1 protein-coding gene is annotated in these 253 nt (G+C 41.5%); it reads right to left on the bottom strand.

The annotated features are described in order from the left end of the window. On the bottom strand, positions 1-186 hold a 186-nt coding region (locus tag ACG9ZB_RS17615; RefSeq protein WP_419326883.1), incomplete at its 3' end, for a hypothetical protein. Positions 187-253 lie beyond the last annotated feature (67 nt).

The following is a 253-nucleotide window of genomic DNA, read 5'->3' as shown; positions in this document are numbered from 1 at the left end:
ATATTCAAAGGACTGAAGATTTGACAGGCGCTCAGATAAATCGTTGCCATTTAAAAACACCTGGCGTGTTTCAAGTAGACCATTGTCTTTGGAAAAATAGACATCGCCAAATTGTTTTGAAACTGGCACATATATGCCATCAATATGTTGCCATTCTAAATCGGCAGTTTGAATTGCACGCGACACAACCCCAGCACCCTATTGTTTTCAATAGGGCTTAGCTTACCACTGACGACGGCGTTTGGTATAAACG

The sequence above is a fragment of the Acinetobacter johnsonii genome, from assembly GCF_048551975.1.
Taxonomy (GTDB): Bacteria; Pseudomonadota; Gammaproteobacteria; order Pseudomonadales; family Moraxellaceae; genus Acinetobacter; species Acinetobacter johnsonii_A.
This window is presented reverse-complemented; position numbering and strand designations above follow the sequence as displayed.